This is a genomic window from Mesobacillus campisalis (genome assembly GCF_000986785.1).
Classification (GTDB): domain Bacteria; phylum Bacillota; class Bacilli; order Bacillales; family Cytobacillaceae; genus Mesobacillus_B; species Mesobacillus_B campisalis.
In genome coordinates this window covers 106,450-131,208 of sequence record NZ_LAYY01000001.1, presented here as the reverse complement: position 1 = coordinate 131,208, position 24,759 = coordinate 106,450, and the positions used below count along the sequence as shown (strand labels likewise).

22 protein-coding genes are annotated in these 24,759 nt (G+C 44.2%); 16 read left to right on the top strand and 6 right to left on the bottom strand.

Annotation, left to right across the window (positions count from 1 at the left end; translation table 11 throughout):
- Positions 1–12 precede the first annotated feature (12 nt).
- From gucD to WQ57_RS00520, 8 genes are all read left to right on the top strand, one after another.
- Positions 13–1,479 (top strand): alpha-ketoglutaric semialdehyde dehydrogenase GucD, encoded by a 1,467-nt coding sequence (gene gucD, locus WQ57_RS00555; RefSeq protein ID WP_046521764.1) that lies wholly within the window; start codon positions 13–15, stop codon positions 1,477–1,479.
- A gap of 73 nt (positions 1,480–1,552) precedes the next feature.
- Positions 1,553–2,503 carry a U32 family peptidase gene (locus tag WQ57_RS00550; RefSeq protein ID WP_046521763.1) on the top strand — a complete coding sequence of 317 codons (951 nt, stop codon included), beginning with the start codon at positions 1,553–1,555 and terminating at the stop codon, positions 2,501–2,503.
- A 21-nt stretch (positions 2,504–2,524) separates the two neighbouring features.
- Positions 2,525–3,472: a fumarylacetoacetate hydrolase family protein gene (locus WQ57_RS00545; protein WP_046521762.1), complete on the top strand. Its 948-nt coding sequence runs from the start codon at positions 2,525–2,527 to the stop codon at positions 3,470–3,472.
- 156 nt (positions 3,473–3,628) lie between these two features.
- Positions 3,629–4,759: a 2-keto-3-deoxygluconate permease gene (locus WQ57_RS00540; RefSeq protein WP_046521761.1), complete on the top strand. Its 1,131-nt coding sequence runs from the start codon at positions 3,629–3,631 to the stop codon at positions 4,757–4,759.
- A 45-nt stretch (positions 4,760–4,804) separates the two neighbouring features.
- On the top strand, positions 4,805–5,929 hold the full coding sequence (locus tag WQ57_RS00535; RefSeq protein ID WP_046521760.1) for a UxaA family hydrolase: 1,125 nt from the start codon (positions 4,805–4,807) through the stop codon (positions 5,927–5,929).
- 20 nt (positions 5,930–5,949) lie between these two features.
- Entirely contained in the window at positions 5,950–6,273 is a 324-nt protein-coding gene (locus WQ57_RS00530; protein ID WP_046521759.1) for a UxaA family hydrolase, read from the top strand.
- Positions 6,260–7,417, top strand: a complete 1,158-nt coding sequence (locus WQ57_RS00525; protein WP_046521758.1) for a UxaA family hydrolase — start codon at positions 6,260–6,262, stop codon at positions 7,415–7,417. The genes WQ57_RS00530 and WQ57_RS00525 overlap by 14 nt, the downstream gene beginning before the upstream one ends.
- Before the next feature lie 386 nt (positions 7,418–7,803).
- The gene (locus WQ57_RS00520) at positions 7,804–8,466 is read left to right on the top strand and encodes a hypothetical protein (RefSeq protein ID WP_046521757.1); all 663 of its coding nucleotides are present in this window, start codon (positions 7,804–7,806) and stop codon (positions 8,464–8,466) included.
- Positions 8,467–8,764: 298 nt separating this feature from the next.
- Here the strand turns inward: WQ57_RS00520 and WQ57_RS00515 are convergent, their stop codons facing one another.
- Positions 8,765–9,517: a helix-turn-helix transcriptional regulator gene (locus WQ57_RS00515; RefSeq protein ID WP_046521756.1), complete on the bottom strand. Its 753-nt coding sequence runs from the start codon at positions 9,515–9,517 to the stop codon at positions 8,765–8,767.
- Between the two features lie 134 nt (positions 9,518–9,651).
- On the opposite strand from WQ57_RS00515, the gene WQ57_RS00510 reads away from it, so the two are divergent.
- The 6 genes from WQ57_RS00510 (at position 9,652) to WQ57_RS00490 (ending at position 16,247) form a co-directional block, all read left to right on the top strand.
- The gene (locus tag WQ57_RS00510; protein ID WP_046521755.1) at positions 9,652–11,574 is read left to right on the top strand and encodes a right-handed parallel beta-helix repeat-containing protein; all 1,923 of its coding nucleotides are present in this window, start codon (positions 9,652–9,654) and stop codon (positions 11,572–11,574) included.
- 361 nt (positions 11,575–11,935) lie between these two features.
- Positions 11,936–12,622 (top strand): GntR family transcriptional regulator, encoded by a 687-nt coding sequence (locus WQ57_RS00505; protein WP_052948595.1) that lies wholly within the window; start codon positions 11,936–11,938, stop codon positions 12,620–12,622.
- 387 nt (positions 12,623–13,009) lie between these two features.
- A complete protein-coding gene (locus WQ57_RS00500) occupies positions 13,010–14,008 on the top strand; it encodes a TAXI family TRAP transporter solute-binding subunit (protein ID WP_046521754.1) in 999 nt (332 codons plus the stop codon).
- A gap of 23 nt (positions 14,009–14,031) precedes the next feature.
- The gene (locus tag WQ57_RS00495; protein ID WP_052948594.1) at positions 14,032–15,459 is read left to right on the top strand and encodes a TRAP transporter permease; all 1,428 of its coding nucleotides are present in this window, start codon (positions 14,032–14,034) and stop codon (positions 15,457–15,459) included.
- 8 nt (positions 15,460–15,467) lie between these two features.
- A complete protein-coding gene (locus WQ57_RS26045) occupies positions 15,468–15,998 on the top strand; it encodes a TRAP transporter large permease subunit (protein ID WP_052948593.1) in 531 nt (176 codons plus the stop codon).
- A 66-nt stretch (positions 15,999–16,064) separates the two neighbouring features.
- A complete protein-coding gene (locus WQ57_RS00490) occupies positions 16,065–16,247 on the top strand; it encodes a hypothetical protein (protein ID WP_046521753.1) in 183 nt (60 codons plus the stop codon).
- A gap of 140 nt (positions 16,248–16,387) precedes the next feature.
- On the opposite strand, the gene WQ57_RS00485 is transcribed toward WQ57_RS00490, so the two are convergent.
- From WQ57_RS00485 to WQ57_RS00475, 3 genes are all read right to left on the bottom strand, one after another.
- Positions 16,388–17,914 carry an AbgT family transporter gene (locus WQ57_RS00485; protein ID WP_046521752.1) on the bottom strand — a complete coding sequence of 509 codons (1,527 nt, stop codon included), beginning with the start codon at positions 17,912–17,914 and terminating at the stop codon, positions 16,388–16,390.
- A gap of 24 nt (positions 17,915–17,938) precedes the next feature.
- A complete protein-coding gene (locus WQ57_RS00480; RefSeq protein ID WP_046521751.1) occupies positions 17,939–19,120 on the bottom strand; it encodes a M20 metallopeptidase family protein in 1,182 nt (393 codons plus the stop codon).
- 169 nt (positions 19,121–19,289) lie between these two features.
- Complete coding sequence (locus WQ57_RS00475; protein ID WP_046521750.1) at positions 19,290–20,585, bottom strand: hypothetical protein; 1,296 nt, start codon at positions 20,583–20,585, stop codon at positions 19,290–19,292.
- 254 nt (positions 20,586–20,839) lie between these two features.
- Here WQ57_RS00475 and WQ57_RS00470 point away from each other — a divergent pair, with 254 nt between their 5' ends.
- Entirely contained in the window at positions 20,840–21,685 is an 846-nt protein-coding gene (locus tag WQ57_RS00470; protein WP_046521749.1) for a sulfurtransferase, read from the top strand.
- Positions 21,686–21,781: 96 nt separating this feature from the next.
- On the opposite strand, the gene WQ57_RS00465 is transcribed toward WQ57_RS00470, so the two are convergent.
- Together WQ57_RS00465 and WQ57_RS00460 are read right to left on the bottom strand one after the other, a co-directional pair.
- On the bottom strand, positions 21,782–22,666 hold the full coding sequence (locus WQ57_RS00465; protein WP_046521748.1) for a hydroxymethylglutaryl-CoA lyase: 885 nt from the start codon (positions 22,664–22,666) through the stop codon (positions 21,782–21,784).
- Positions 22,663–23,334, bottom strand: a complete 672-nt coding sequence (locus WQ57_RS00460; RefSeq protein ID WP_046521747.1) for a GntR family transcriptional regulator — start codon at positions 23,332–23,334, stop codon at positions 22,663–22,665. The genes WQ57_RS00465 and WQ57_RS00460 overlap by 4 nt, the downstream gene beginning before the upstream one ends.
- Before the next feature lie 215 nt (positions 23,335–23,549).
- Here WQ57_RS00460 and WQ57_RS00455 point away from each other — a divergent pair, with 215 nt between their 5' ends.
- Positions 23,550–24,752, top strand: a complete 1,203-nt coding sequence (locus tag WQ57_RS00455; RefSeq protein ID WP_046521746.1) for a CaiB/BaiF CoA transferase family protein — start codon at positions 23,550–23,552, stop codon at positions 24,750–24,752.
- Positions 24,753–24,759 lie beyond the last annotated feature (7 nt).

Genomic DNA, 24,759 nt, shown 5'->3' with positions numbered 1-24,759 from the left:
GGAGTGGCGTACATGCAAACAGCAGTTGAAACGAAAACGCACAAAAATTTTATTAACAATGAGTGGGTTGAATCAGAGACAAAAGAAACAATCAAAAGCATCAATCCTGCCAATAAATCCGAGATTGTGGGGTACGTCCAAAATTCCACCAAATCAGATCTGGATAAAGCTGTCCAGGCGGCCCATCAAGCGAAAAAAACCTGGAGGAAAATGGGCCAATCGGCAAGGGGACAACTCCTTTTCAAGGCAGCAAATATTCTTGAAGAGAACCTTGATGTTATAGCTGAAACGATGACCAGGGAAATGGGAAAAACCCTTCCGGAGGCGAAGGGGGAAACAGCACGGGGTGTAGCTATATTACGCTACTATGCGGGAGAAGGGATGAGAAAGGAAGGCGACGTAATTCCATCCTCCGATAAAGATGCACTTATGCTTACCAAGCGTTCGCCATTAGGGGTCGTCGGTGTCATTACTCCATGGAATTTTCCTGTCGCCATCCCGATCTGGAAGGTAGCCCCTGCCCTTGTCTATGGAAATACAGTTGTCCTGAAACCAGCTTCCGAGGCAGCTGTTACCGCTGCGAAAGTGGTTGAGTGCTTTGAGAAGGCCGGATTCCCGGATGGTGTCGTGAATTTTATAACAGGATCAGGTTCGGTTATTGGACAGGCACTGATAGAACACCCTTTATTGAATGCGATTACATTCACTGGTTCCGAGACAGTCGGGGAAGGTGTGGCAAAAGCGGCGGCATCCAAGGGGATTAAGTATCAATTGGAGATGGGAGGAAAGAACCCTGTCATCGTTGCAAGGGATGCTGAACTGGATAAGGCAGTCGAAGCAGTCATCAGCGGGGCTTTTCGTTCCACTGGCCAAAAATGTACCGCAACCAGCCGGGTAATAGTAGAATCCGAGGTCTATGAAGATTTTAAGGAAAAACTTGTTGAAGCCACAAAGAAAATTACCGTTGGCGACGGCCTTGCGGAAGGAATCTGGATGGGGCCTTGTGCCAGTGAAAGCCAATTTAAAACAGTACAAAGCTATATTAAGAAGGGGAAGGAAGAAGGAGCCGTTCTTATCCTGGGAGGAGAACCTTTAAAAGGAGAAGAATTTGACCGGGGCTTTTACATATCTCCAGCTATCTTTGATGATGTAAAACCTGATATGGCTATTGCCCAGGAGGAAATTTTCGGTCCGGTCATCGGATTGATCAAGGCAGCCAATCTGGAGAATGCAATTGAAATGGCCAATAACACCAAGTATGGGTTGAGTGCCTCCATTTTCACAAGCAATATCGGAGCTCTGCTTGAATTTGTGGATGAAATCGATGCCGGACTGGTACGTGTCAATGCTGAAAGTGCGGGAGTAGAGCTGCAGGCTCCATTTGGCGGAATGAAAGCTTCCAGCACAGGCTCCCGGGAGCAGGGAGAAGCAGCGAAAGAGTTTTTCACTGCGATTAAAACCGTTTTTATTAAGGCATAAAATAAATCCGTTTTGCTGGGTCTGGTTTCCCCGGACCCTACCAAAAATCCGAGTTGAAAGAAGGGTGTAATTCATGAAAGAATCAAGAGAATTGCTGGAGAGACTAGGTTACCCATCAACTGATTTATCACAGCTACCAACTTCCACGAAAACATTTCCGGACGGTGCCCAATACCGGATTGAACTGCCGAGTGTGGAAGGACCAGCCGCACTGAAAGAAACCCTGGAGGAAATTGACCGGTACGGGCTCACCATTCACCGTGTTTCGCAAGGGAGCGGAATCATGCTTCAGACGGATGAAGAGATTCTGGAGATGTGCAGGCTTACGGCAGAAAGAGGGATGGAGCTCAGTTTATTTGTCGGGCCGCGCGGGACTTGGGATATCAGTGCCCAGCCGCTGACCAGCGGGGGACAGTCGATTGCCCTTCGCCATGAAGGTGCCGACCAGCTTGTTTATGCGATGGAAGATTTGAAAAGGGGTGCCCAATTAGGTTTGAGAGGGGCATTGGTGGCCGATGAAGGACTGCTGCTGCTGACAAAAGAAATGAAAAAGCATGGACAGCTTCCGGAAGACTTTGTTGTAAAGGTTTCCGTGCAAATGGGTTCTGCGAATCCGGTTTCAGTCCGATTGATGCAGGATCTTGGTGCTGGGACCTATAACGTTCCAACCGCTTTGACCCTTTCAAAGCTTGCTTCCATCCGCCAGGCTATTGATATTCCGATCGACCTGTACGTTGAAGTGCCCGATAACCTGGGTGGATTCCTTCGTTATTATGAAATACCTGAAATCATTCGTGTGCTTGCTCCAGTATATATTAAATTTGGCCTGCGCAACCATCCGGATGTCTATCCTTCCGGGAAGCAATGGGAAAGCACAAATATCGCACTGGTCCGCGAGCGTGTCCGCAGGGCTGCCATTGGCATTCAAATGATTAAACGTTACTATCCTGAAGCAAAGACATCTAAACTCGGAGCCAAAGGCCTCGGAATTCCTAAGGTAAATGAGATAACAACTACCAGCTAAAGAAAAGGAGTGGAGAACAATATGAAATTGATGGCATTTAGAATGGGAAAGGACATTCAACTTGGTATTTTAAGCGAGGACCTTATCGTAAATTTGCATGCAGTGGAAAGAGAATATAAGAAGCATCATTCCTCCGGGAGCAGTCTCCCCTCTGATTTGAAACAGCTCATTGAGCAAAGTGATGCGATCCTGCCTTATATCGAAGAACTTATAAAATTTGCTAACGATGGAAGCGGTGCGAATTATTCACTGCCGGTTTCGCAAGTGGAGATTCTGCCTCCTGTTTCAAACCCGGAAAAGCTCATCTGCGTCGGACTGAATTATTTGGACCATTGCAAGGAAACAGGATTGGAGCCTCCATCTTCTCCAGTTATCTTCTCAAAATATGCGAACGCGATCATCGGTGAAAAGGCAGCGATTGAAATTCCAGTCAACTCCAACCAGGTTGACTATGAAGCGGAACTCGCCATTGTAATCGGGAAGGAAGCAAAGCATGTGTCAGAAGAAGAAGCGGAAGAGTATATTTTCGGCTATACCATCATGAATGACATTAGTGCAAGAGACCAGCAGTTTGCCGACGGGCAATGGTCGCGCGGAAAATCAGCCGACACCTTTGCGCCAATAGGACCTGTCATCGTAACCAAAGATGAAGTGGGTGACCCCCATCGCCTTGATATTTCATTGACTTTGAACGGGCAAATCATGCAGGAGTCCAATACTGAAAACCTGATTTTCAACGTCTCCCAGATTGTTTCCTATCTCTCACAATCGATGACTCTAAGACCGGGAGATATCATTGCGACAGGCACTCCTCCTGGTGTAGGCATGGGAAGAGATCCCCAGGTTTGGCTGAAAGACGGTGACAACTTAAGCGTATCCATTGAAAAGATAGGAACTTTGACCAACCCTGTAAAAAAAGCCACTTCAAAAAACAAGGGCGGCCGAAAAGAATCGGCTGCCAGCCTGTAAGAGATACCTTCACATCCTTGTTTTTAACTCCTTCTGTTAACCAAAAAACAACCGGATTTTGCAGGTTTCCAAGGAAACCTCCTTCCGTCCGGTTATTTTGTAAACGGTTTCAATCGGTTTGTTTCTAGACTAAGTCAAATGAGGAGAGTGGAGAATTTGAAGATAAAACAGTCCATTGATAAAGTTCCTGGCGGTCTTATGGTGATCCCTTTATTGGCAGGGGCCTTATTAAATACCATTGACCAGCTTCACCTTCCTTTTATAATGGATATCCTGAAGAGCCTGGGTGTCGCACCTACAGCTGACGGGCACTACGAGTTCCTGAAAATTGGAGGCTTTACCCAAGCGTTGTTTAAGGACGGCGCTTTGACTTTATGTGCATTATTCCTATTTTGTGCTGGAAGCCAGATGAATTTAAGGGTAGGCGGAAGGGCATTGAAAAAGGGGGTCCTTTTAACGACTTCCAAATACTTGGCTGGTTTTGCTGTCGGGATGATTTGGGGAATGCTCTCCGATCCGGTAAACGGGTTCCTTGGCTTATCGACAATGGCTATTATTGCAGCAATGACCAATGGAAACGGAGGCATGTATGCCGCTTTGACTGGGCAGTACGGAAACCGTTCGGATGTTGGCGCAACAGCCGTACTCTCCCTAAATGATGGCCCGTTTTTCACCTTGATGGCTCTTGGAATGATGGGAGCAAACTTCCCATTAATTGCTTTTATTGCTGTTTTATTGCCAATTTTAATTGGAATGATCTTAGGAAATCTGGATAACGAGATTCGCAGCTTTTTAGCGGCCGGAGAAACACTTGTCATCCCTTTCTTCGCTTTTGCGTTAGGTGCAGGCATGAATCTGGGCAATTTCTTTAACCCAGAAGTCGTCGGAGCTGGACTTGTCCTTGCACTTATGACTGTTTTGTTTTCCGGAGGGGCTATGGTGCTCGCATTCAAGCTTTTCCGCGAAAAAAGCTTTATCGCGCCATGGGCGGAGGCATCAACTGCGGGTAATGCAGTGGCCACACCTGCAGCGATTGCGGCTGCGGCAACTGTGGCGGCTGGATCAGGCTTGATGACGGATGCTGAAGCGGAAGTGTACCAAGGGCTTGTGGCTGTTGCTTCTGCGCAAATCTCCATAGCAACGATCAGCACAGCATTTTTGGTTCCGATTGCGGTAATTCTGGCGGACAAATATCAAAAGAAAAGGGGAATTGACGGAAAGATAGAATTTTTTGACGAAAAGCCGTCCGGAAAGAGCTCAGGTGCTATTGAAGACGCCAGTATATGATAAACTAGTACATTGACCGCTATATATAGAAAGGGGAGTTTACCGTTGGGATTATCTTTTGAAGGATATGTAAGGGAAGATGGTTCGGCTGGAACAAGGAACCATGTCGGGGTAGTTTGTTCTGTTGTCTGTTCAAGTGTGGTTGCCAAGGATATTACCGAAAAAGTACCAGGTACCGTTCCTTTTGTCCATGGAAATGGCTGTGCCCAGCTGGGGGATGATTTTAAACTCACGAAAAACATGCTTGTGGGAATCGCGTCCAATCCCAATCTGCATTCTGCACTAATTGTGGGCCTGGGTTGCGAAACCAACCAGGTAAGCGGGCTGCTTGAAAGCATTCCCGAAACAAAGCCGGTGCAGGGGATTGGAATCCAGCAAATGGCCGGAGGAACGAATACCATTGATAAAGGTGTGGGAATTGTTGAACAATGGGCCAGGGAGGCAGCAAGCGAAAAGCGGGAACGTGTTCCGGTCTCTAGCCTGACCGTCGGGATCCTGACCGTCGACCTGGACGAAGCCTCACTGCAATCTGCAGCCCCAGTCATTGGTGGGGCGGTTGATATTTTAATAGAAAACGGCGCCACTGTCATGATGGGCTATTCGCAAACATTGGAACCAGCAGGCAAATTATTGTCAGAACGTTCCGATAACGCATCTGTTAAAGAGAAGCTGCTGACTGCTTCAGAAACATTAAAGCGCAAACGCTGGAAAAACATCAATAACCCTACAAGCCTCGGAAGCGGGTTTTCCGAAGAAGAAAAAGCCTTTGCTGAGCTTGAGGCTAAAATGACCGGAACATCCCCGATTAAAAGTTTGCTTGGATATAGCCAAACTCCTTCAGAGGCGGGGCTTCACCTGATCACGGTGCCGGGCAATATTGTGGAGGCCCTTTCCAATATGGCATCAAGCGGATGTAATATAGCGATGGTCGTGAGCGGGAGAGGAGTCCTGACAGGGTCGCTGGCCTTGCCGTGCATGACGGTTGTGCCGGAAAATCCAAATGATCCTTTCGAAGAATTGGTTGATTATAAAGTTTCAGCGAAAGAAGTTCAATCTCAGGCAGAGGATCTTGTAGCCTCCCTGATTGAAATCTGTTCAGGAAAGCAGACGAACCTTGAGAAGATGGAGTTGGGGGAATTCTCGATTCCGCATGTAGGAACGACATTCTAAACCCGAATGGAGGAAACGCGATGAGCCAACTATTTAACGCATTGATATTAAATCCTGAAGATAACGTGGCTGTTGCCCTTAGAAGCCTGCATCCAGGCGAATATCTTTCCATCCAGGGAAATGACAGGGCAATCCAGGTGATGGAAAACATTCCGTATGGGCATAAAATTGCCTTAGAGCCTATTGAAACGGACAGTAAAATTATCAAATACGGTGAATGCATGGGCATTTCCACCGAAGACATTATGCCAGGGTACCATGTTCATGTGATCAATGTACGCGGACTAAAGGAAGAAGAGCGCCTGGATGCTCTGAGGGAGGTGCAGTTTCATGAAAACCTTTAAGGGTTACCGTCGGCCTAACGGAACAATTGGTGTCCGGAACCATGTGATTGTCATCAATACGGTAGGCGAATTGGCCGGACTTACAAAGAAATTGGCTCAGTTGGTTCCAGGCGTCATTCCTGTCGCACATCAGGCTGGAAAAGCCCAGTATCCCGAAGACCTGGAACAGACCGTCCGGACCCTTAAAGGGACAGCAGGACATCCAAATGTCAGTGCTGCCCTCTTCCTGGGAATGGGCCAGGGTGACCGGGCCGAGGAAATTGCCAGCGAGCTGGCCGCGGAAGGTCATTATGTTCATGCCATAACCTTTAAAGATAAAAAGGCGATTTCCGATGTTCTTAAGGAAGGCAAGCTTTGGCTGGAAAAGGCTTTGGAACGATGCCGCAGTCAGCAGACCGAAACAGCGGACGTGACAGAATTAATCATTGGGCTGGAATGCGGGGGTTCTGACGCATGGTCCGGTATAACCGCCAATCCATCGATCGGGGCCTGCTCCGATTTGATTGTCCGGGACGGGGGCACGTCTATTTTGGCTGAGACAACCGAGGCCATCGGGGCGGAGCATATTCTAGCGAAACGGGCGGTCAACTCAAAGGTAAGCGAACAATTTCTAAAAATAGTCAAGGACTATGAGGAAAGGATCAAAGACACCGGGGAAGACATCAGGTCCGCAAACCCCACACCAGGAAATATGGCTGGCGGGCTGACGACCCTCGAGGAAAAATCGCTTGGGTGCATCAAAAAAGGAGGAAACTCTCCTTTAATGGAGGTATTATCCTATGCCGAGAAGCCAACGGAAAAAGGCTTCGTGTTTATGGATACGCCAGGGTATGATGTAGAATCCGTAGCGGGACTTGCGGCAGGAGGCGCGCAAATTGTGCTGTTCTCCACAGGCAAAGGCTCGCCTACCGGGTCTCCAATCGTTCCAGTCATCAAAATCGGAACCAACCCCAAGCTCTATGAAATCATGTCCGAGCATATCGATGTCAACGCCGGAAAAATCATTGAAGGCATCAGCACCATTGACGAAGTCGGACAGGAAATCTATGACACCATCATGCAGACAGCCAACGGCTCGTTTACCGCCGCAGAAAAACATAAAAACCAGGAATTCGCAATTTGGAGATTGGCAGAGACGATTTAAAATCGGTTTCAAGGAAAAGTGGCAGGCTTTGGGCCTGCCATTTTTGATTTTTTCCTGGTAATGTTAATTTGCTCTATATCATACTAGCTTTTGTACGACTTGGATGTGATTAAAATAGTTTGACTTAATTAACAAATCTATTAAACTAAAAATAGTTCTACCTTCGTTTTTTCTTTTTATTTTAGCTTCTCTGCAACCCTTAAAATTCTCCAATTTAACCACCTGTTTTTTCCACTCTTTTAATACCCTTTAATTTTAAAAATCTTTCTATGTTCATACGATAATTTATTGAGATTTCTTGTCCTGGTGTTCTATAAATAAATTCTTTATTAGCTTTAATAGTTTTTTATAAGGACATTTCATTAGAAGATAGGAGGCAAGATGTTATGGGGTTCGAAGAAGATTACCTTGCATTTATGGAAGCTCATTCACAGGCAAGAGTGGGTGAACGGTTACGGCGCTTACAAGAAGGGCACAATCATGCTGAAATGTTGTTCTTGAAACAAGTGTGGTGGCCTTTGTTTCACCATTTTCGGTATTTGCATCCAGAATATGAAGTCAATGATTTCAAGGATGGGAAAAGGTATTTGGATTTTGCTTATATTCGTCCTGGTATCCGAATTTGCTTTGAGATCGACGGATACGGCCCTCACTTAAAGAACATAAGCCGATGGCAATTTTCCGATAGCCTGGAACGGCAAAATCAGTTGGTGATTGACGGGTGGACCGTGATTCGTTTTTCTTATGACCAAGTTGAAGAGAAGCCCCGCCGATGCCAGCAAATTGTTCAGCAAGTGATTGGCCGATGGCTGGGGGATGAACTGGACCAGACCACTCTGTCCTTGGTTGAAAAGGAAGTGCTTCGGCTAGCAATTCGAAAAGGGGAAGCCATATCCCCTATAGAAGTCGAGAAATATTTAAAGCGGAGCGATAAGACGGTCAAAAAAATCCTTTCTCAACTAGTTATTAAAAAGATGCTGATTCCCGCATCTGGGAACGTGAGGGTCCGCTCTTATCGGTTGGGAGATCAGGTTAAGCACCCAGTCTGAAATAGACGGAGGAATTCCTCTTATTCGGTAATTAGCCCGAAAAATAGCTTAAATAGACGGAGAGATTCCGTCTATCGACTAGAAAAACGCGAAAATGGGTGATTTTTCTTTGCTTAATCGGAAAAACTCCCCCTATTTACCCCCGAAAAAGGCCCAATTTTGCATATAAACGGAAAAACTCCGCTTATTTACTCCCGCAGGCTACACGACTAGAAACCAGCCAAATTTCTATCCACTACCGCTGGCTCCTCAACTAGGGGTTACTATCAATGGCTTCTCAACCAGGTCCCAGCCCAACCTACCTCTGTCTATACCCCTTAGGCGAATCCCCCATGATATTCCTGAAATTCCGATTGAAAGAGCGTAAATTATTGTACCCACAGTTTACCGCAATCTCACTAATGCTTTGCTGGCTGTTTTTTAACAGATAGCAAGCCTGGAAAATTCGATAATGGTTCAGGTAGTCGGTGAAGGTCATGTTTGTCATTTGGACAAACAGCTTGGACAAATACGCATAATCATACTGCAGCTCTTTTGCTACCTGTTTCAGGGTACATTCTTCGGTATATTTTTGGTCCACATAAAGAAGGATTTTATGCAGCACTTTCGTTTTTGTTGAATGCTCGATCCGATTGAACGCGGTATTTTCCACTAAAAGACTGCAAATCTCATAAAGGAAGCTCTTCTGGCGATAAATCGAATGCAACGTTTCCAAATCCGGTAGATGTGTTAAATGAAAAACGTTATTTTCCGGAATATATCCTTTGTAATTCATAAAGAAGTCACCAATTAATTCAGGCGAAAAGAGGATGATTGTAATCTCTGACGTATTCGCCGTTTTAAAATCATGCATCTGATTGCTGAACACAAAAGCAGCATCATTCTTTGTAAGCATATACTCTTTTTGGTCAATACTTACCTGCAAAGACCCTTCATTCACGATGATCAGTTCGTAAGCCCGGTGAAAATGGAGCGGAAAAGTGAAATTTTTCAAGGTGAAAAATTGGAACGACTCTTTTTCCTCCATGCCATGCTGCTCAAAGAAAACCACACATACTCCCCCTTACAAGAAAACATAAACACGAATTTTGTCCCAAACTATACTATACCATGAATAGAAACCCTGTATTTCTTCTTTCTATAATAAAGATAGGTTTTTGTAACTGACTTGAAGGAGGACATAATATGGCTATTCAATATCATGTGGCAAAAAGCGGTTCTGATTTGAACAAAGGGACAGAGCAGGATCCATTCTTAACAATCAACAAAGCAGCTTCTGTTGCCGCAGCAGGAGATTCAATAGTGGTTCACGAAGGTGAATATCGGGAATGGGTAAAACCAAAGAATTCAGGTTTAAGCGAATACAGAAGGATCACCTATCAGGCCGCTGAAGGCGAAAAGGTAGTCATTAAAGGCTCCGAGCGCATTCAGGAATGGCAGCCGGTAGAGGGAAGTGTTTGGAAAGTTGTCCTGCCAAACGAGTTCTTTGGAGACTACAATCCATACATAGAAGAAATTTTCGGGGACTGGGTAGTGTACAACCCCGGCAGGCATCTTGGGGATGTCTATTTAAACGGGATGTCCTTTTATGAAGGAGAAACCCTCGAGCAAGTAAAAAAACCGCAAATCCAGACGGAAGTAATGGACCACTGGACACAAAAGACTGTTCCAGTCCATAACCCGGACCAGACCCAATATGTCTGGTTTGCCGAAGTGGATGACAAGACGACAACGATTTATGCTAATTTCCATGATGCAAATCCAAATGAAGAATTAGTTGAAATCAATGTGCGCAGATCCTGTTTTTATCCAGAGGTTACAGGCATTAACTATATTACCGTGAAGGGCTTTGAAATGGCCCAAGCGGCAACTCCTTGGACACCGCCAACCGCCGATCAGCCAGGATTGATCGGGCCAAACTGGGCCAAAGGCTGGATTATTGAAGATAATATCATCCACGATGCGAAATGCAGTGCCATTTCCATTGGGAAAGAAGCTTCAACAGGCCATAACTACCGGACAATACGGAAAGACAAACCAGGCTATCAATATCAATTGGAATCCGTATTCCTTGCCAGACAGGCAGGCTGGAGCAAGGAAAGAATCGGCTCCCATATCATCCGCAACAACACCATCTATGATTGCGGGCAAAATGGAATTGTCGGCCATCTGGGCTGTGTGTTCAGTGAAATCTACAATAACCACATCTACAATATTGCTTTAAAGCGGGAGTTTTACGGCCATGAAATCGCCGGAATCAAACTGCATGCTGCCATCGATGTGCAAATCCATGACAATCGCATTCACGACTGCTCATTGGGAACCTGGCTGGACTGGCAGACACAGGGCACAAGGGTGAGCCGGAATCTGTTCTATCGGAATAATCGCGATTTGTTTGTTGAGGTGAGCAGCGGTCCGTACCTGGTTGACAACAACATCTTTACTGCCGATTATGCCCTTGATAACCATGCGCAGGGCGGAGCCTATGTAAACAACCTGATGCGCGGAAAAATGGTTCACCGCAAAATGCTTGACCGTGCCACGCCATATCATGTTCCGCACAGCACGGAAGTAGCCGGTTTTGCTGCAACCTATGGGGGAGACGATCGCTTTTACAATAATATTTTCATAGGGGACGAAGGCTTTGAAGGTGTGGGAACTTCGCATTTCAATGGCTACCCCACGTCGCTTGAGGAATATATTGAGACCGTCCACCAGGAAGATGGAGATCATCAATCCTTCAATAAGGTCGAGCAGCCTGTTTACATTAACCGTAATGCCTATTTCAATGGAGCGGAACCATTCGAAAGGGAACAGGAAAACCTTGTCATGAATAGCTTCAACCCCGGGCTGCAGATAATCGAAGAAGGGGAGGAAGTATACCTTTCCGTAGAATTGCCGGAAGAATTCGGTCAGCTGCTTGGGGAAATCCAATCGACAGCAACGTTGGAGAGAGTACGCATCGTTGACGCAGAGTTTGAAAATCCGGATGGAAGCGAAGTAAGAGTCGATACCGACCTATTAGGAACCCAACGAGAAGAAACAAGTGTACTGGGTCCGATCGCTCAGCTGCAAAAAGGAAAAAATCTTGTGAAGGTTTGGGGATAAATGTAAGTCGGTAAAACAAGCAATAGAACGGCAAGTGGAGCTTTAAATAAATACCCGGAGGACGGGTTCGGACAGCCGAGCTGTGAAAAGCGGGAGCGAGTCTGGACCCGTCCTCATTAAGTTAGGCTGGGCGTAAACGCCTCTTAATTTTGACACAATTAGAACCGATAGTTTTCATAAAATTCAGATTATAACATTGACAGAAATTAGTTAGATGAATATAATAATTATGTATACAATTATACATTAATGGTTTTACTTAACAATTAATATACATGGCTTTCCAAAACTACCAGTTTCGTTTATTGTATAATTGGAAAACAACTTCACTATTTGGAAAAGAATGAGGGGAGGTATAGCTATGGACTCATCTCCTATGGATAACCGCCGATTATCCACAAAGGACTTTGTTTATTACGAGATTAAGAAACAGGTTATTGAGAATGTTTTAAAGCCCTCACAATCGATTAATGAAATAAAAATAGCTTCAGAACTAGGAATTAGCAGAACACCGATCAGAGAAGCAATGCAAAGATTAGAAATAGAAGAGCTTATCATCAGGCTGCCAAATGGCCGATTAAAAGTTGCACCAATCTCTATTCAGGAAGCAAAGGAGATTTATGAAGTTAGAGGTCTGCTAGAAGGGTTGGTAGCAAGAGAAGCGGCCATTAGGGCAACCGATAGCGATCTTCAAAAGCTGCAAATGTTTACGAACTTGATCGTGGAAGCAGCCGAGAATGATTGGAGGGACGACGTCGTAAATTACGGTGGTGAAATTCACTCATTCTTATATCAACTTAGTGGAAATTACACGGCAGTTAAAATACTGAAGAATATGAATGATAAAATTTCACGGTACCGCAGACTTGGACCTAAAGACAGTACAACAAGAAGCAAGGAAGCTGCCCATGAGCATAAGCAATTAACGGAAGCCATTGTCGAGCGGAATTCTGGGAAAGCGGAAGAATTAATGAAGCTGCATGTTAAAAACAGTTTAGGCGCGGCACTTGACTCGATACCAAATTATATAAGTGAATATGGAGAATAACAGAAATACCACTATAAAGGAAAGTTAGTTGTAGTGGTATTTGTATTTTAGCATTGTTTGTCTTGAATAGATAAATTCACCAATGGATTTTAAATTTTTATAAATTTCAAATAATTTTATTGACACTAAAAATCATTTGAAATAGAATGAAATTGTAATAATTGTATACAATTACACATTTATTCTATTACACAGGACCCCATCTCCACATCACCATTTTGATCACTAGTAATCTGGGGTAATTAGGTTTGCTGGAAGTATAATACAACCATTTGAAAGCGCTTTAGCGGAGGGGGAATTGCAGAAACAACAAAGCATTCTTTTATTTCTACGCTTATTTGAAGTTTCGGAATGAAATATTGGACTCTATTATTTGGAGGGGTAAAAATGAAAAAACTACTAGGTTATATGGTTTTATTACTACTTCTGACCGTTATTTCAGCTTGTGGAAAAGATTCATCTTCTGCAGCGGGGGAAGCCAAGGCAGAACCAAGTTTTGTCCGATTTGTTGCCAGTACACCAGGAGGAGCTTGGTATCCTCCAGCAACGGCAATGGAACTGATTATTTCTGAAAATCTGGAAAATGCGTCAGTCAGAGTAAGTCCAGGAGGCGGTGAGGCAAACGCCAAAACAGTCGGTGATGGTGACGCTGAAATGGGATACACACAAACGGCTAGTGCAGGAGCAGCCTATCGGGGGGAGTCTCCATTTGAAAAGGAATTTACAGAATTACGTCATTTATTTACGACTACCCCTGTTGGGTTACACCTTGCAGTGAAAAAAGATAGTGAGATTAAATCAATTGAGGATCTAAAGGATAAGAGAATTGGGATGGCCCCAGAAGGATACCTTGCCAATACAGTTGCAGAACGACTTTTTGAAGTTTATGGCTTCACATTGGAAGATATAAAGGCAAATGGCGGCCAAATCAGCTATTTAGGATTGACAGAAGGACCGCAAAGTCTGGTTGATGGGAATATCGATGTTTACCTTGGACAAGGTTTATGGCCATACGGTCCATTCATGGAGATTGATAACAACCCTGGTGTTCGGTTTTTAGAAATTGACGAAAAAATCATAGATGAGTTTTTGGAAAAATACCCTGTTTATAGTAAATTTACAATTCCAAAAGATACTTATAAAAGTCTGGATAAGGATCTTCAAACGGTTGGAACTTACGCAGCGGTAGTTACACATAAAGATGTGCCTGATGAGCAAATTTATAATATTGTAAAAGCCATTTGGGAAAATGTCGAAAAGGTACATGAAGCATCGCCTTCAGATAAAGAATGGATGAAACTTGAAAATGCAGTGGAAGGTATTAGTATTCCAGTTCACCCCGGTGCGAAAAAGTATTATGAGGAAAAAGGAATGAAGGTTGAATAGCTAACAAAGGAGATGAACACCAAATGGCTAACTCAAATAGTCTCTTCCAGGATGAGGTCATTAAAGAAAGCCAGTTAGAAGAAGCGATAAGTCAAACATCGTTTAATATGGGACTCATTAAAAAAATCACTGCTTCCTCATTAGCCTTGTTTGTTGCACTGTTGGTGTTATATGCATCAGCATACGGTCAGCCAAGTTACTTGTATTATCGCTCTTTGATTCTATCGATCATCTTAATACTGACTTTCATGCTTTTTCCAATGTTCAAGAAAATGCGGCCATCATTAAGAAATATTACAGGTGTCATTGATACACTTCTTATAATAATGGTGGCCGTGATTCAATCATATGTCATTCTTGAATTTGATCAATTTGCCCGCAGGCAAGGCTCACCTACAGATCTTGATGTCATTCTTGGGACGATTTATGTACTGTTGCTATTGGAAGCAACGCGAAGGACGGTAGGATGGCTGCTTGTGATCCTGGCGGGATTCTTTATCGGACAATTATTGATTAGTGACAAAATGCCTTGGATATTTTTTGGACCACCGATGAGGCTGTCCGAAATAATCGACTTTGTATGGATGCGTGATGAGGGAATTTATAGTGTGCCTATTATGTCGGTATTTACTTATGTCATCCCCTTCCTTATATTTGCTTCCTTTCTAATCCGTTCTGGTGCAGGCAAGTTTTTTATCGAGCTGGCTATTAGCTTTACAGGGAGGCAAGTGGGGGGACCAGCAAAAGCGGCAATTGTTTCAAGCGGCTTTATGGGGTCAATATCGGGAAGTGCGGTTGCTAATGTGGTTGGAACGGGTACTTTCACGATACCGATGATGCAAAGAGTTGGATATAAAAAAGAATTTGCGGGTGCAGTCGAGGCAGTGGCTTCGACTGGAGGACAAATTATGCCTCCGGTAATGGGGGCAGCAGCCTTTATCCTTGCGCAAAATCTGCAAATGCCATATGGTGAATTAATTTTATATGCCCTTATTCCCGCTTTCCTTTATTATCTAGCTTTATATTTTTCTGTTCATTTGGAAGCGAAACGTTTAGGGCTAAAAACATTGGCAAAGGAATCGATCCCAAAAACTGCGCCACTATTAATGGAACGTGGATATCTGCTGCTTCCGCTCATCATTATCCTGATTAGTTTGTTCATGGGCTTTAGTGCAGTTCGATCTGCATTGCTTGCAATCATTGCCTTGGTCCCGTTAATGATGATTAGAAAATCAACGAGGTTATCACCTGTCAAGTTTTTAAGTGCATTGGAGGATGCAGTCAGGGATTTAATCCCGATTGCCATAGCCTGTGGAGCAGCGGGGCTGATTATTGCTGGGGTGAACATTTCGGGGGTAGGATTAAAGTTTGCCTACCTAATCACAACCATTTCACAAGGCCAGCTTTGGTTAACTCTTATTCTAGTCATGATCTCGGTGCTGTCATTCTAGGATTCGGTTTGCCAACCACAGCTGTTTATGTAACGGTTGCTGTCATTTTAGCACCTGCCTTGCAGGAATTGGGATTAAGTGCACTTCAGGCGCATATGTTTGCCTTTTTCTATGGAGTAGTTGCCGCAATCACCCCTCCGATTGCGCTGGCATCATTTGCGGCAGCCAGTATCTCAAAAACACATCCGATGAAAACCAGTTTTGTCGCCTTTAGGTTAGGGTTGGCAGGGTTTATTATTCCATTTATGTTTGCCTATGGACCTGAACTTTTATTACAAGGTAAGCCTCTTGATATCGCTTTAGCGGTGATAACAGCGATTGTCGGTTTGTATTTATTAACGGCTGCAATTATTGGATTCTATTGGAATGCCCATATCAATTTGTTTACCAGATTGATTTTGTTTGCAGGGTCATTATTAACTTTGTACCCAGGAATAATTAGTGACTTTATCGGGGTAGGTATTGCTCTAGTTATGTATATGGTCACTAGAAAGGGAAGTGTATCCATAATTGTTAAGACAGAAACAAATCAGTCCTAAGTTGTTTGTTCTCTTTTTAGAAAGAAGACGTACCAGTCTTAAATTAAATGTTAAAGGAGATGGAGAATGATATTGGATAAAGGAAGATTTACACAGTGGATGATTGTCGTACTGTTGGTTGGTTTCATTATCCACGCAGGGGAAAATGCATGGCTGGTTATGCACAGGGATTTATTCATTCTTTCTCTGATGTTCATTTCATTTGTTGCGGTCTCTCTCTTTGTATTTATTAATAGAAAAAACTCGTAGATCGGCTTAGTAATGTAGGGGTTGAAAGGTTACCAACAATGGAGCGGATAATCTGATATTCTATTTTTAATGGTTTAATAAAAAAGTTTAGGTCCAACTAGAATCCCTAGTTAAACCTAAACTTTTTTATACTCTAATGATTATAGATGAATGGGTCCTTCTGGTCCGACTGGAATTCCTAGCAGGTACCAGATGATAACCAGGATGAGCCAGAATACACCGAAGAAGATGGAATAAGGGAATAAAGCGGATATCAATGTTCCCAATCCGATGTTTTTATCATACTTTTTCGCAAATGACAAGAGCAAGACAAGATATGGAAGCATTGGTGTAATAGGATTCGTAATGGAATCTCCCACACGGTACAGCGCCTGTGTAAAAGCTGGGTGGTAATCCAGCAGCATAAACATGGGAATGAAAATGGGTGCCAAAATCGCCCACTTCGCCGATGCACTTCCGATTAATAAGTTGAGAAGAGCCGAAAAAATGATGAAGCCCAAAAACAGTGGAATCCCGGTAAATCCGACTTCATTCAAGAAATCGGCGCCCTTGATGGCAATAATCGGTCCAAGATTACTGGTTGAAAAGAATGCAAGCATTTGAGCAGCTGCAAATACCAGCACAATATAAGGTCCCATTGTACTCATCGACTTTCCTAGCATGTCCCCAAAATCTCTTGAGCTCTGGATGGTTTTAGCCCCAAATCCATAAAAAAGACCTGGTACAAAGAAAAGGAGCGTTAAAATTGGAACGATTCCTGTCATAAAGGGGGAATCCTGAATAATCGAACCTGTGTCCGGATTACGGAGCACTCCATTTTCCGGTACGATCATGGCCAAGATGGCAATCACAAAAAATAGTGCAGCCAAACCGGCCCATTTTAGACCCCGTTTTTCCAAAGAAGACATTTCTTCCATTGCCTGGATTTCACCCGTATAGGTTCCAAAACGGGGAATGGTGAATTTATGCGTCACCCAAAGGGACACGAATAATAGAATAATGGCAGATACGGCCATAAAATAATAGTTCATGGCAGGATTGGCAGAATAATCAGGATTAAGAGTTTGCGCGCCAATTTCCGTGAAACCTGCAGCAAGTGTGTCTGACATCCCAATTATCAAGTTAGCAGCAAATGCCCCTAGGGTTGAAGCGTAGGCCACTACCAATCCCACAAGCGGATGATAGCCAAAAGACATCAGGACAACTGCTGCTAATGGAGGCAAAACGATTGGTCCGGCATCTCCAGCAGCATTTGCAATAATAGCAATTAAAATAATACTAGGAATGATGATTTTTTTAGGTGTGGAGACAACGGCGCGTTTCAGCAAGCTTGAAAAGAAGCCGCTTTGTTCTGCGAGTCCTACCCCGATCATCATGACTAACACCATCCCAAGCGGTGGAAACCCACTGAAATTGGTGATCATATTGGTCAGGAAGTAGACGATTCCTTCACCATCAAGCAGGTTCTTGGCCACGATGGTTTCTCCTGTACCTGGATGGACAGCTGAGAGGTTAAAGATCCCTGCAATAAAAGAAGCTATTAATACGATTCCGGACAAAACAAAAAACAGTACAATAGGATCAGGCAGTTTATTTCCTGCTTTTTCGATCGAATCCAGCATACGGTCAAAAAAAGATTTTTTTTCCTTCACAGTGTTTTGGTCCATAATTTCCCTCCTCTTCAAAACATATTAACCTTTGGTAAGTGATAAAGCCGTTATTACATGAAATTTCAGGCCATCCTTCATTGCTGCTTCATCCAAATCAAATTTAGGGTGATGATGCGGATAGATGATTCCTTTCTCAGAGTTCCCGGATCCAATCATGATATAGCATCCTGGCTTTTCATCACTAAAAGCAGAAAAATCTTCCCCGCCCAGCATTGGATCTATCCAATCCAATTTGCGTTCCGGGAAATATTCTTCAATAACAGAAGTAACTTTGTCTGTTACTACCTTTTCATTGATGACTGGATTGTAGCCATACATATACTCGACAAGTGCTTCCGCGCCGTTTGCTCTAGCGATTCCTTCCGCTATTTCGCTGATCCGCGTTTTAATCAGTTCGCGGACGCCGTTATCCAGGGTGCGGACGGAACCGCCTATTTCGACCGTGTCTGGTATCACATTTAAAGCTGTTCCTCCGCCATGAAACTTGGTAACCGAAACTACAGCAGCATCCAATGGTGCGACGGAGCGGGAAACAATGTGATTCAAGCCGGTTACAATTTGAGCTCCTGTCGCGAGCGGATCTACTGTCAGTTCAGGAGTGGAGGCATGTCCGCCTTTGCCCTTGACTGTGATTTCGAAGACATCGCTGGCAGATGTGATCGCTCCATGCCTGATCCCTATCGTTCCATAGGGGATGGTAGACATTAAATGAATTCCAACTACCTCGTCCACACCGTCCAAAACGCCCGCGGCAACCATTTCCTTTGCTCCGCCTGGAGGCAGTTCTTCGGCGTGCTGGAATATGAAGATAATTTCACCGCTTAATTCCTCTTTGCAATCTTTTAAAATTTTTGCCGCTCCCAACAGCATGGAAGTATGGGCATCATGGCCGCATGCATGCATGACCCCTTTTTTGGCAGAAGCAAAGGGGAGGCCGGTTTCTTCCTGAACAGGAAGGGCATCCATATCCGCGCGAAGAGCAATCACTTTACCAGGCCTGGTTCCTTTCAGCCTTGCCAGCACACTGGTTCTGGTAGGCCTTGACAACTCAAATCCGCCAAAACTCTCCAGTAGATCATATACATACTGAGCTGTCTGGACTTCTTCAAACGACAGCTCAGGGTTTTTGTGCAGGTGACGGCGCCATTCAATAACGTCCTTGTACACTTCTTCAATTTGTTGTTGAATCTTGCTGAAGTTCACGAAATTCACTCCTTATAAAACGCATATATAACGCAATTGCGTTAAATAAAGTATAAAGAATTTATCGACAACTTTCAACAAAAATTTTAAAATCCATGTAAGGTTTATTTACATCGAAATGCAAGTTTTTGTTTTATACAAACAAAAAAACAGCCTGAATCAGACTGTTTCAAATGTAAAAACTGTATAGTTTCATGGGTCTTCCTTTATCACTGCTTTTTGTTTCGCCTACTTCCTGTATTAGGCCGGTCTTCCGGAGACCAAGGAGGATTCGCTGGGCGTTCCTGAAGCTCATCCCCAGCTCCATTGCCAGATCTTTGCTAGTAAAAGTGTTCCAATTCTTGTGTTCGACGTGGCTGCGGATTTTATTGTACATTTGCACGCTTAGCTGATGTTGTGCAAGCTTTTCAACCAGCTCGGGTTCGTCACTTTCGCTTAGATAAGATATAATGGTGTGCTGATTATGGTACTCTTCGACTTCACCTTGCTCATCCAGAAACACTAAAATATCCTGTTGTGACGTTCTCGAACGCTGCACGGCCATCCTTGCATGGAATTCAGCCCTGAGAACGGAGTCCCCAAACCCAACGCCAACCGCAACAGAATGTTTCCATTCATCCCTTATTTTTTGAACGGTATCCTGAAGCAGGTCCTTATGCTGAGTGACCTCACCGCGTGAACTGAAAATCATATAATCCCCATTTCCAGTCTTATGAAAGGACCCATTCAGCTTCCGGCTGACGCGGAGCACGGTCTCTTCCATTTTCAACTGTTTCCATTGGCTATCATACAACAGCTCTTCCTGGTCAATCTCAAGGTTTCCAATTTCGATAAAACAAACGGCAACCTGTGTATCTTTATAGTATTGTGCTTTGGCCTTTTCGGACAGTGCCAGCAAGGTCTGTTTCGTTTCCAGCCTGGTTGTCGTAATCCACGAAACCGTAATACCTTTTTGTTCAAGCCTTTCCTTCACACCAGGATAACTAGTCAGCACTCCATCACTTTCTCCCTTTTCCCAAAGGTGATAATGGTAGTTGTAAATATCCTCTTCATCGGCATCAGCGGGGAATGTTCTGACAAGCAAGTTTTCAACAGGGAAATCCAATTGCTTGAGAGTATCATCCAGAATATCGACTTCTTCAGGGAAATCCATACTAATTCGTTTAAAAACTCCGTCCTTTTGCAGAAACAAATTAACCAATGAGCGATAGATTCCTGTTTCCAGAAATAGAACCCCGTACAAAGATTCATCATCACCCAGGACACTTTTGGCAATCACAAAAGGGATGGGCCCCGAAAAAAGCCAGGCATCGACCTCTTTTTGATGGGTTAACACGATTTCCTTCGTTTCAATCGCCTGTTTATATGTAAAAGGGTGAAAGGTCATTTCCTTTTCGAAATCTTTGGCAACATCCAAAATCCGGGCTACAGATGGCTCGGGACCAACTACTCCAACATGATACAAAAGTTTCACCTCCAACTTATCGGGACGGGCCCTTTGATTTCAAAGATAATGTTTTAGTTCTAATGGTAGTGCATGTTAGGTACCTTGTCCATTCCCTGTTCCTATATAATTATACTGGATATAAGCAGGTAAAAAATCAATTACATATTAGAGTAGCCGGCGATTTAATATGAATCTATGAATGAATGGATTGCTAAGTATTGGAATGAAAATTAATATTATTCTTAAAGTATAGGTTGAGGGGAGAGGTTACAGTGAATGTTACTGTAGAAAAGAGTTGGCTATTTGGACGACTGGACAGCAAGGAGGTAAAAATTGCAGACTGCCGGTTTGAGCTGGGAAATCCGGAGCAAGGAAAAACTCTCTATCATGAAAGCCATATTCCAGGTGCCTATTATTTTGATCTGGAAAAACAAATGTCATCTCCTGTTTCAAAACACGGAGGCAGGCATCCGCTTCCGGAAATCGATGCATTCAGGAACGAGCTTGAAAAGGCAGGAATAGACCATTCCAAAACTGTTGTCGCTTATGACGGCGGGGAAGGGCAGTTTGCCTCCCGGTTTTGGTGGCTGCTTCGCTATCTCGGGCATGAAAACGTCTATGTGTTGAATGAAGGGTTTAAAGGCTGGGTGAAAGCCGGCTATCCAACCACCCAGGAAGTTCCTGAATCCAAGTCCGCTACATTTGAAGTCAAACTTCAAAAAGAGATGCTTGCTTCCTATGAAGAAGTAAAAGAAGCTGTAACAAATAAGGATACTTCTGCAATTTTAATTGATTCAAGGGACAAGGCACGCTTTTTAGGAGAAATGGAACCGATTGACCGGATACCGGGGCATATTCCAGGCGCTATCCATCGTTTTTGGGGAGATAGCATGGAGCAAGGTTCCTTTAAAAATAGCGAAGAACAGAAAAAGAGATTCGCAGACCTGGGTCAAGAGCAGTCTATTATTGTTTACTGTGGCTCAGGCGTTACCGCCACGCCAAATTATATCGCATTAAAAATGGCAGGTTACCAAAATGTAAAGCTGTATGCCGGAAGCTATAGTGACTGGGTATCGCATGCTGATAATCCAGTCGAAAAAGGGGAAGCGCATAAATAAGATACCTAGAGACCCCCAACGAAAAAATAGCCTGCGGACCAATTAATAAACTGTCCGCGGGCTCCACCATCTAAAATAACTCTTCTCAAACAAACACTAAGCAATTCCTGCCTTCATCAGCATTCCGTCCAATGGGCGGTCCATCTTTCCTTCAAGCCATTGGGCCGTTTCCACAAGTTTGTTCAGGTCTGTACCCGTTTGTTCGCCCATTGAATGGAACATATTGACCATGTCTTCGGTGCAGGCGTTTCCAACGGCTTTTGGGGCAAACGGGCAGCCGCCCAGGCCGCCAATGGAAGAATCAAAACGCCGGACACCTGCTTGATAGCCGGCAAGGATATTGGTGAGACCAAGACCGCGAGTATTATGGAAATGGAGGCCTAGTGACAAATCTTTGCCGAAGTGCTCATAAAAGGCAGCAACTACGGTTTGAACCTGTATGGGATTCGCCATTCCAGTCGTATCGGCCAGCGTTATCTCTGTGCAGCCAGCTTTCAAAAATTCTTCCGTCACATTTAGCACCTTTGTTAACGGCACCTGTCCTTCAAACGGACATCCAAACGCGGTTCCGAGCACTCCAGCGACTCCCTTGCCGGAATCAGCGCCCTCCTTGATGACTTTCGATAGTTCCGTGACCGCTTGGTCAACGGTCCTTTTAGCATTTCTTAAGTTGAAACTATCACTTGTGGTAGTGACCACATGGAGGAAGTCCACATCGGTTTTCAGTGCACGCTCAAGACCCGAGCGGCTTAACACAAGGCCGCCGTAACGTATGTCCGCGCGCTTTGGAAGAACTTTCAACAGCTCTTCTGCATCGGCCATTTGCGGAACGACCTTTGGATTGACGAACGAAACGGCCTCAATATTGGTGATGCCGGTATCTATGAGTTTGGTGATTAGTTCTGCCTTTACTTCGGTGGAAAGAATTTTCTTTTCATTTTGCAATCCGTCGCGTGGACCTACTTCACAAATTTCAATCATCCTGGTTCCCCCCTGAAAAAGTGACTGATTTTAATATCATTCAAATGGTTCAATACATTGTCGCGTCCTTGGAAAATATGTTCATGCATGGCAATCCGGGCCCGTTCAGCTTCTTTGTTTTCAATCGCCTTATAAATGATTTTATGAACTTCAAGAGATTGCTGAAGATGGAAATCGGAGTACCAGTAAAAGGAGCGGAATACAATCGGAACAACCACCACCTTCGAAATGTGAAAATGTAAATGCTTATTTTTTGCAGCTGAAACGATCGCTTCATGAAATCGTTGATTCACTTTGACAATTTTGCGGATGCTGGCCATATCGGATTGAAGATGGTCGTGGATCGCTTTTTCATATAGTTCATTTGCGGTTTTCAGCTCAATCAGATCGGCTTCATTTCGGTGCATGGCCGCCTGGCTGGCGGCATAGCTTTCCAGCAGGCTTCTTAAGTCATAAATCTCCTTAATATCCTCTTTCGTAAAGCTTCTGACGCCTACACCCCGTTTTAGAGGAACAACCAGTCCTTCTGCCTCCAATTGTTTTATCGCTTCTCTGACAGGTGTCCTGCTTAAATTCAATTCCTTGGCTAATGTCTCTTCTCCCAGTCTCATACCAGGTACATACTTTCCTAGGATAATGGCATCTTTTATAAATTTGTATGCATCCATTCCAACACCTCAAGGTTATTGTATACAAACAGTATTTATTTTTCAATGAATTTTCTGAAAACTAATAGAAAAGGAGTGAAAATGACCAGTTTATAGGTGGATTTAACTAATTATCTAAAAATTTTTAAAATACGGTTGACTTCTTGTATACAAACCAATAAATTTGTATACATAATCAGAAAATTCAAAACGACAAACCACCTGGGGGGACCAACATGTCTGAAACGAAACTGCCTTTACAAGATTTACGGGTACTGGAATTGGGAACGTTATTGGCCGGGCCTTTTACCGGCAGATTGCTAGGAGACTTTGGGGCGGAAGTGATTAAGGTGGAGCCGCCGGGAAAATCAGATCCGATGCGTGATTGGGGAAAATCAAAGGATGGAGTCGGCCTTTGGTGGCCGATTCAGTCGAGAAACAAAAAGTCGATTACCTTGAACCTGCGCGAGGAAGAAGGACAAGCTATTTTAAGGGATTTAGTGAAAGAAGCCGACATTCTCATCGAGAATTTCCGGCCAGGCACAATGGAAAAATGGAATCTATCTTATGAGATTCTTTCGGAAATCAACCCGAAATTGATCATGGTCCGAACATCAGGTTTTGGGCAGACAGGGCCTTATAAAAGCCGGGCGGGATTTGGAAGTGTTGGCGAAGCGATGGGGGGGCTCAGAAATGTAACCGGTTTCGAAGACCGGCCGCCATCCCGGATCGGCGTTTCAATCGGGGATACATTAGCGGCGCTGTTCGCAACGATTGGCTGCCTAGTCGCCATACATGAACGGGAGCAATCCGGAAGAGGGCAAGTGGTGGATACGGCGCTCTATGAATCGGTTTTCTCGGTGATGGAGAGCATCATCCCGGATTACTTATTGGCAGGCTATATCCGGGAGCGGATGGGGAATATCCTCCCTGGAGTTGCACCATCCAATATTTATTTTACAAAAGACAAAACGTATATTGTGATCGGTGCTAATGCGGATGGAGTGTTCCGCAGGCTGTGCGAGGCGATGGAACAGCCTGAACTCGCCAACGACCCGCGTTTTTCGACCCATCATGCGAGGGGAGAAAACATGAAGCTGCTCGATTCTATGATTGAAGAGTGGACGAAGACCTTGCCGGCAAAGGAAGCACTGGCCATCCTGGAGGAAAAAGGGGTTCCTTCCGGATTGATCTATACGGCAAAGGATATTGTGGAGGACCCGCATTATCAGGCGCGGGAGATGATTCTCCATGTCGAGCATCCACAATTAGGGGATTTCCCGATGCCAGGGATTGTTCCGAAATTAAGCAGAACTCCAGGTGAAGTAAAGCATGCCGGGCCAGAGGCAATGGGCAAGCATAATGAAGAAATCTATCAAAATCTGCTGGGGTATGACCAGGAAAAAATAAAAGAACTAGCGGAAAAGAAAATTATTTAAGGAGGTC

Excerpts from the sequence above, each read along its gene's own strand:
- gucD (WP_046521764.1), top strand. The coding sequence starts at position 13 with ATGCAAACAGCAGTTGAAACGAAAACGCACAAAAATTTTATTAACAAT.
- WQ57_RS00550 (WP_046521763.1), top strand. The coding sequence starts at position 1,553 with ATGAAAGAATCAAGAGAATTGCTGGAGAGACTAGGTTACCCATCAACT.
- WQ57_RS00545 (WP_046521762.1), top strand. The coding sequence starts at position 2,525 with ATGAAATTGATGGCATTTAGAATGGGAAAGGACATTCAACTTGGTATT.
- WQ57_RS00530 (WP_046521759.1), top strand. The coding sequence starts at position 5,950 with ATGAGCCAACTATTTAACGCATTGATATTAAATCCTGAAGATAACGTG.
- WQ57_RS00525 (WP_046521758.1), top strand. The coding sequence starts at position 6,260 with ATGAAAACCTTTAAGGGTTACCGTCGGCCTAACGGAACAATTGGTGTC.
- WQ57_RS00520 (WP_046521757.1), top strand. The coding sequence starts at position 7,804 with ATGGGGTTCGAAGAAGATTACCTTGCATTTATGGAAGCTCATTCACAG.
- WQ57_RS00510 (WP_046521755.1), top strand. The coding sequence starts at position 9,652 with ATGGCTATTCAATATCATGTGGCAAAAAGCGGTTCTGATTTGAACAAA.
- WQ57_RS00505 (WP_052948595.1), top strand. The coding sequence starts at position 11,936 with ATGGACTCATCTCCTATGGATAACCGCCGATTATCCACAAAGGACTTT.
- WQ57_RS00500 (WP_046521754.1), top strand. The coding sequence starts at position 13,010 with ATGAAAAAACTACTAGGTTATATGGTTTTATTACTACTTCTGACCGTT.
- WQ57_RS00495 (WP_052948594.1), top strand. The coding sequence starts at position 14,032 with ATGGCTAACTCAAATAGTCTCTTCCAGGATGAGGTCATTAAAGAAAGC.
- WQ57_RS00490 (WP_046521753.1), top strand. The coding sequence starts at position 16,065 with ATGATATTGGATAAAGGAAGATTTACACAGTGGATGATTGTCGTACTG.
- WQ57_RS00485 (WP_046521752.1), bottom strand. The coding sequence starts at position 17,914 with ATGGACCAAAACACTGTGAAGGAAAAAAAATCTTTTTTTGACCGTATG.
- WQ57_RS00465 (WP_046521748.1), bottom strand. The coding sequence starts at position 22,666 with ATGATTGAAATTTGTGAAGTAGGTCCACGCGACGGATTGCAAAATGAA.
- WQ57_RS00460 (WP_046521747.1), bottom strand. The coding sequence starts at position 23,334 with ATGGATGCATACAAATTTATAAAAGATGCCATTATCCTAGGAAAGTAT.
- WQ57_RS00455 (WP_046521746.1), top strand. The coding sequence starts at position 23,550 with ATGTCTGAAACGAAACTGCCTTTACAAGATTTACGGGTACTGGAATTG.